Origin of the sequence: Lysinibacillus sp. FSL M8-0216, from assembly GCF_038595555.1 — a bacterium.
Lineage (GTDB): Bacteria > Bacillota > Bacilli > Bacillales_A > Planococcaceae > Lysinibacillus > Lysinibacillus fusiformis.
This window is the reverse complement of record NZ_CP152007.1, coordinates 4,799,871-4,806,583: the sequence shown is the minus strand read 5'-3', so window position 1 is coordinate 4,806,583 and position 6,713 is coordinate 4,799,871. Positions and strand designations below refer to the sequence as shown.

Sequence of the window (6,713 nt, the reverse complement as noted above, 5' to 3'; positions counted from 1 at the left end):
GCTACTAATCTCCTTTACAGTGTTCAATACATAAAAAAAATTGCATTTATAGAAATGGCAAATACGTTCATTTTACAACTCGTCCACATAATCACAAGTTGTGGATAAAAGTTAACCAAAGGCTGTGATAAAAATTATCCACAGCATATTAACAGTTGTGGATAATTAAAATGTTCATTTCAGTTTTCAACAAAGTGAAGCACAGTAATCGTATCAGAAAAACAAAGCTATTTCAATAGTTTATGAAACTTATCCACATAGCTTGTAGTTATGCACTTTAGAGTTGTCCACAAGCACTGCGTATGTGAAAAAACTGTAGATAAATGTTGTGGATAAAAAAATATGCAAAAAACACTATACACAACTCTGTGCAAAAAAAACAAGTATTCTGTGGATAAATATTTTAAAAAAAAGTTAGTAATATTGTTTTTTTCGGAGTATTGGAATGGTCATTGGGGAAGATGAAGTAGATTCATTAAGATACATAGAATGACTACCTAAAAGAAATTTGTGAAATACATTGACAAAATAACTAGTTACTTTATATAATATTCGAGTCTGTATGTTGAAAAATTCAACTCATATATCAGGAGGTGTCTATATAAATGAAACGTACTTACCAACCAAAGAAACGTAAACACAGTAAAGTTCACGGTTTCCGCGCACGTATGAGCACGAAAAACGGTCGCAAAGTTCTTGCTGCTCGTCGTCGTAAAGGAAGAAAAGTTTTATCAGCATAAAATAAGTCCACTGAGCCACATCAGTGGTCTTTTTTTTCTTTATTTTTGGTAAACCTAGAAATGAGGATCAAAAGATATTATCTATTAGCAGGTGAAAGAAATGAAAAAACGCCAAAGAGTGAAGAAGAATGATGATTTTCAAAAGGTGTTTAAAAAAGGTAAATCTTTCGCTAATCGTCAGTTTGTTGTTTACTTTTTATCAAAAGAGGAACAAACAGAATTTCGTGTAGGTTTATCGGTTAGTAAAAAGCTTGGGAATGCGGTAAAACGCAACCAAATAAAACGCTATATTCGACATAGTATTCTTGACTTAAAGGATGATCTAAAGACGAATATGGATTATGTTATTATCGCCAGACAACCGGCGGCCACTATGGATTTTCATGAAGTGAAACAAAGTTTGCAACATGTACTAAAAATCGCAAAGGTATTGAAGAAAGTGTAATGTATGCAACCGAGTGGTAAAATGCGCCTGTATTATTAGCTTTAAGAATGAGAGTGAGATTGCATACCATAACCTAGGGAAGTATACGTATAGGGGTATTTTTAACGTTAGATTTCACTTAAAAATATGTTAAATTCGCCACAAAACTCAGGAATAAGTGTATATTGTGAGAATATTTAGTAGAGTGAAACGTTATAGGCATGATAAAATAGCTGATAACTTTATCTTTGTTTAAGCTGAGATAAAGCTGCTGTCAGATGTCACAGATTTTAGGGCAGGAAACTGTCAGTCAGTGAATAAAGAAGATGCATATAGATTTAGAAAAAGTGAATAGTAATTGTAGGGGGAAGAAGGTTGAAAAAACAACATTGGGTAATTTTGTCACTAGTATCAGTAGCTCTACTACTATCTGGTTGTACAGAATTCAATGAACCAATTTCCAAAGACAGCACTGGCTTCTGGAATGAATTCATTGTTTGGCCGTTGGTATCAGCGATAAAATACTTTGCTGAGCTACTTGGCACGTACGCATGGGGGATCATTGCCGTAACGATTATTATTCGTTTAGCAATTTTGCCACTAATGATTAAACAAACAAAGAGTTCTAAAAAGATGCAAGAAATTCAGCCAAAATTGAAGGAACTGCAAAAGAAGTATGCTTCTAAGGATGCTCAGACACAACAACAATATCAGCAAGAAATGATGAAGCTGATGAGTGAATCAGGTGTAAACCCACTTGCAGGGTGTTTACCAGTAATCATTCAAATGCCAATTTTAATTGGTTTCTATCATGCAATTAGCCGTATGAATGCTACATCTACATTTGATTTAGGGAATTTCTTTATCTTCCCTCTAGCGGATCCTGCACCTGCATTAGCAATTACAGCAGGTTTAATGCAATTTATCGTATTACGTACAGGACCAGCAATGGATAATCCTCAAATGAAAATTATGATGTATATTATGCCATTCATGATCATTGCTTTTGGTATGGCCTTACCAGCTGCATTATCACTATATTGGGTAATCGGGAACATTATTTCGATTTTCCAAAACCTGTATATTTATAAGCCTTGGAATAAAGATAAAACACAACCTGCTCAAAATGGAGGGGCTAAAAAGTGAAACAACTTACGCAAATAGGCGCAACAACAAAAGAAGCGATCTCATTGGCGTTACAGAAACTTGGCAAAACCCGTGAACAAGTAGATGTTGAAGTTTTACAAGAAGGTAAAAAAGGATTTTTAGGTTTTGGTGCACGTTCCGCAGAAGTTCGTGTAACTGTAAAGGAAGTTCAGATTCCGGTAATTGAAAGTGAAGAAGCCGAATCGCAAATAACGACTCAATTAGACAAACAATTAGCAGTAGATGATGTTGAAACAATCAGTTCACAAGTTTCTGATCAACCAAATGAAATCGAAGCTGTTCAAAAAGTTGTAAACGAACAAAATGAGGAAGAAGATTCAGCAAACCCAATTGAGGAGGCAAAAGCTTATTTAGTAACGATTGCTGAGCAATTGGATATTGATGATCTTGAAATAACTACGACACGTGAAGGGAAATACGTTTATTTTCAGCTGAAAAGTGAGAAAGCTGCTCTACTTATCGGGAAACGTGGTCAAACATTAAATTCCTTACAGCAATTAACGCAGCTAGTGCTCAATAAAAGCGCTAAGCAGTTCTTAATGGTGAAATTAGATGTGGAAAACTATCGCGAACGTCGACAAGTAGCTTTAGAGTTACTTGCTGATCGAATGGCGGATAAAGCATTACGTTCAAATCAACGTGTGGCATTTGAACCAATGCCGTCATACGAAAGAAAAATAATTCATAATCAATTAGCTAATCGTCTTGATCTTGAGACGTATTCAGAAGGCTCAGAACCTAATCGTTATTTAGTCATTGAGCCTGTCAAAAACAATTAGATTATTTTCAAAAACATACAGACACTATAGTTTTAAAGGTCATTTTATCCCTCGCGATAAAGTGACCTTTTTTTATGAGACAAAGAATAAGTATTTTTGTCGAAATTCAGTCCTATAAAAAAATGGTTGTTATCCACATTTGGAAATGATCCTTACTTTAGATTTTGTTGAAAATATGTTAGTCTAAGGTGTTAGTAAGTATTGGTCGGTTTCGATTATCCACATGTGGATAACGTTAAGGAGGTCATTAAATGGAGTTTGATACAATTGCTGCGATATCCACACCTATGGGTGAAGGTGCCATAGCCATCGTTCGTTTAAGTGGGGACGAAGCAGTGGCGATTGCAGATAAAATATTTAAATCACCAGGTGGAAAAAGTTTAACGACAAAGGATTCGCACACTATTCATTATGGTCATTTAGTGGATCCTAAAACAAAAGAGGTAGTAGAGGAAGTAATGCTATCATTAATGCGTGGTCCAAAAACTTTCACACGCGAGGACGTAGTTGAAATAAATTGTCACGGTGGATTAGTTTCAGTTAATCGTGTTTTACAACTAGCATTAACGAATGGAGCAAGACTAGCAGAGCCAGGTGAATTTACTAAACGTGCGTTTTTAAATGGGCGTATTGATTTATCTCAGGCTGAAGCAGTAATGGATTTGATAAGAGCCAAAACAGACCGAGCAATGAATGTTGCCTTAGGTCAGATGGATGGAAAATTATCAAGACTTATTGGTGACTTGCGCCAAGCTTTACTAGAGACATTAGCGCAAGTAGAGGTTAATATAGATTATCCAGAGTATGATGATGTAGAAGAGATGACTGTACCTGTTTTAGTAGAAAAATGTACATGGGTACGAGATGAAATTATTAAACTTCTTCAAACATCTTCTCAAGGGAAAATATTACGAGAGGGTTTATCGACTGTTATTTTGGGGCGTCCAAATGTAGGGAAATCTTCTCTTTTAAATAGCTTGGTACAGGAAAATAAGGCCATAGTGACAGATATTGCTGGTACTACTCGTGATATTATAGAAGAGTACGTCAATGTACGCGGTGTTCCACTTCGTTTAGTGGATACAGCGGGTATTCGTGAGACAGAAGACATTGTTGAACGAATTGGCGTAGAACGTTCGAGAGAAGCGCTTCGAGGTGCAGACTTAATATTATTTGTATTAAACTATGCAGATGAGTTAACTGCTGAGGACGAGCGTTTATTCGAAACTATTGAGGCGATGGACTACATCGTTATTATCAATAAAACAGATCTACCGCAAAAAATTAATTTAGCGCGTGTCAAAGAGCTAGCAGGTAAACATCGCATTGTAACAACTTCTCTCTTACAGGAGGAGGGTGTTACAGAGCTAGAAGAAGCGATAGCTGCATTGTTCTTTGAAGGGCAACTTGAAGCGGGCGATTTAACATATGTTTCAAATGCAAGACATATTGCACTATTGCATCAAGCACAGGCAACAGTTGAGGATGCAATAGCGGCTGCTCAAGCTGGAGTTCCAGTTGATATGGTACAAATTGATGTCACAAGAACTTGGGAATTACTTGGTGAGATTATAGGTGACACTGTGCAAGAAAGCCTAATCAACCAGCTATTTTCTCAGTTTTGTTTAGGAAAATAACTTTAAGAAAGAAAGGAAGATACGAGCATGCCAACAAAATATGAGGCAGGCACGTTTGATGTGATCGTCATTGGCGCAGGTCATGCAGGTTCAGAAGCTGCACATGCTGCGGCTAAAATGGGTGCTAACACACTGATGTTAACGATCAACTTAGATATGATTGCATTTATGCCATGTAATCCATCCATTGGTGGTCCTGCCAAAGGAATCGTCGTACGTGAAATAGACGCTTTAGGTGGCGTCATGGGGAAAGTTATAGATAAAACACATATTCAAATGCGAATGTTAAATACAGGAAAAGGCCCAGCTGTACGTGCATTACGTGCGCAAGCTGACAAAGTTTTGTATCAACAAGAGATGAAACGCATATTAGAGGAAACCGAAAACTTAACAATCCATCAAGGAATGGTAGAAGAACTTATCATTGAGGATGGAGAAGTAACAGGGGTTATTACACAAATCGGTGCTATTTATCGTGCCAAAACAGTAGTTGTCACAACAGGTACCTTCCTACGCGGTGAAATTATTATTGGGGATATAAAATATTCAAGTGGTCCTAATAACCAACAACCGTCAATTCGCTTAGCTGATAATTTAAAAGAGCTTGGTTTTGACCTTGTTCGATTTAAAACAGGTACACCACCACGTGTTAATAATCGTACAATTGATTATGATAAAACTGAAATTCAACCAGGAGATGAAATTCCTCGTGCATTTAGTTTTGAAACAACGGAATTCATTATGGACCAACTACCTTGCTGGTTAACGTATACAAGCCCTGAAACACATGAAATAATTGAGGCGAATTTACATCTTTCACCGATGTATTCTGGGATGATTAAAGGGACAGGTCCACGCTACTGCCCTTCAATTGAAGATAAAGTAGTACGCTTCAACGATAAGCCGAGACATCAAATTTTCTTAGAGCCAGAAGGACGTAATACACGTGAGGTTTATGTTCAAGGTTTATCAACAAGCCTACCAGAGCATGTTCAAACACGTTTACTAAAATCAATCCCAGGCTTAGAGAACGCAGAAATGATGCGTGCTGGCTATGCCATTGAATATGATTCAATTGTACCTACACAATTGTGGCCAACACTAGAAACAAAGCGCATTAAAGGCTTATATACAGCTGGCCAAATTAATGGTACATCGGGCTATGAGGAAGCGGCTGCCCAAGGATTAATGGCAGGAATGAATGCTGCAGCTAATGTACTTGGTAAAGAGGAGTTAATCCTTAGTCGTTCGGATGCCTATATTGGGGTACTCATCGATGATCTTGTGACAAAAGGAACAAACGAGCCTTATCGTTTACTAACATCTCGTGCAGAGTATCGCTTATTGTTACGTCATGATAACGCTGATTTACGATTATTAGAGTTAGCCTATAAAATCGGCATGGTTCCACAAGAACGATATGAAAAATTCGTTGAGAAAAAAGCATTGATTGACAATGAAATTGCACGTCTTCGTGAAATAATTATTAAACCGAATGAAGCTACACAAGCTGTTATTCGTTCTGCTGGAGGTAGTGAATTAAAAGATGGAATTCGGGGCGCTGATTTACTAAAACGCCCAGAAATGCATTATGAGATGATTTCCTCATTAATCCCGGCAGATATTGAATTTACAGAAGAAATAAAAGAGCAAATTGAAATTCAGCTTAAATATGAAGGCTATATCGAAAAGGCATTGCTACAAGTAGAGAAGCTGCATAAAATGGAAAATAAAAAAATCCCTGAAAACATTGATTATGATGCGATTTCTGGTTTAGCGACAGAAGCGCGTCAAAAATTAAAACAAGTTACACCGCTTTCCATTGCACAAGCCTCTCGTATTTCTGGTGTGAACCCAGCAGATATTTCTATTCTGCTTGTTTACATTGAACAAGGTAAAATCGCGAAAATAAGCGGTTAATAAGAACAGTAAAGTGAATAAGGGGCGGGCATACCATTGTGCCCGC

The 6,713-nt window shown here is 37.0% G+C and carries 6 protein-coding genes; all 6 read left to right on the top strand.

What is annotated here, in order from left to right:
• Positions 1-605 precede the first annotated feature (605 nt).
• Positions 606-740 (top strand): 50S ribosomal protein L34, encoded by a 135-nt coding sequence (rpmH, locus tag MKX57_RS23975; protein WP_004233310.1) that lies wholly within the window; start codon positions 606-608, stop codon positions 738-740.
• Between the two features lie 100 nt (positions 741-840).
• Positions 841-1,185: a ribonuclease P protein component gene (gene rnpA / locus MKX57_RS23970; protein WP_043990425.1), complete on the top strand. Its 345-nt coding sequence runs from the start codon at positions 841-843 to the stop codon at positions 1,183-1,185.
• Positions 1,186-1,539: 354 nt separating this feature from the next.
• Entirely contained in the window at positions 1,540-2,310 is a 771-nt protein-coding gene (gene yidC, locus MKX57_RS23965; protein WP_008177983.1) for a membrane protein insertase YidC, read from the top strand.
• Positions 2,307-3,110, top strand: a complete 804-nt coding sequence (gene jag, locus MKX57_RS23960; protein ID WP_008177981.1) for an RNA-binding cell elongation regulator Jag/EloR — start codon at positions 2,307-2,309, stop codon at positions 3,108-3,110. The genes yidC and jag overlap by 4 nt, the downstream gene beginning before the upstream one ends.
• A gap of 251 nt (positions 3,111-3,361) precedes the next feature.
• The gene (mnmE, locus tag MKX57_RS23955; RefSeq protein ID WP_008177979.1) at positions 3,362-4,747 is read left to right on the top strand and encodes a tRNA uridine-5-carboxymethylaminomethyl(34) synthesis GTPase MnmE; all 1,386 of its coding nucleotides are present in this window, start codon (positions 3,362-3,364) and stop codon (positions 4,745-4,747) included.
• Between the two features lie 27 nt (positions 4,748-4,774).
• Entirely contained in the window at positions 4,775-6,667 is a 1,893-nt protein-coding gene (mnmG, locus tag MKX57_RS23950; protein ID WP_342531395.1) for a tRNA uridine-5-carboxymethylaminomethyl(34) synthesis enzyme MnmG, read from the top strand.
• Positions 6,668-6,713 lie beyond the last annotated feature (46 nt).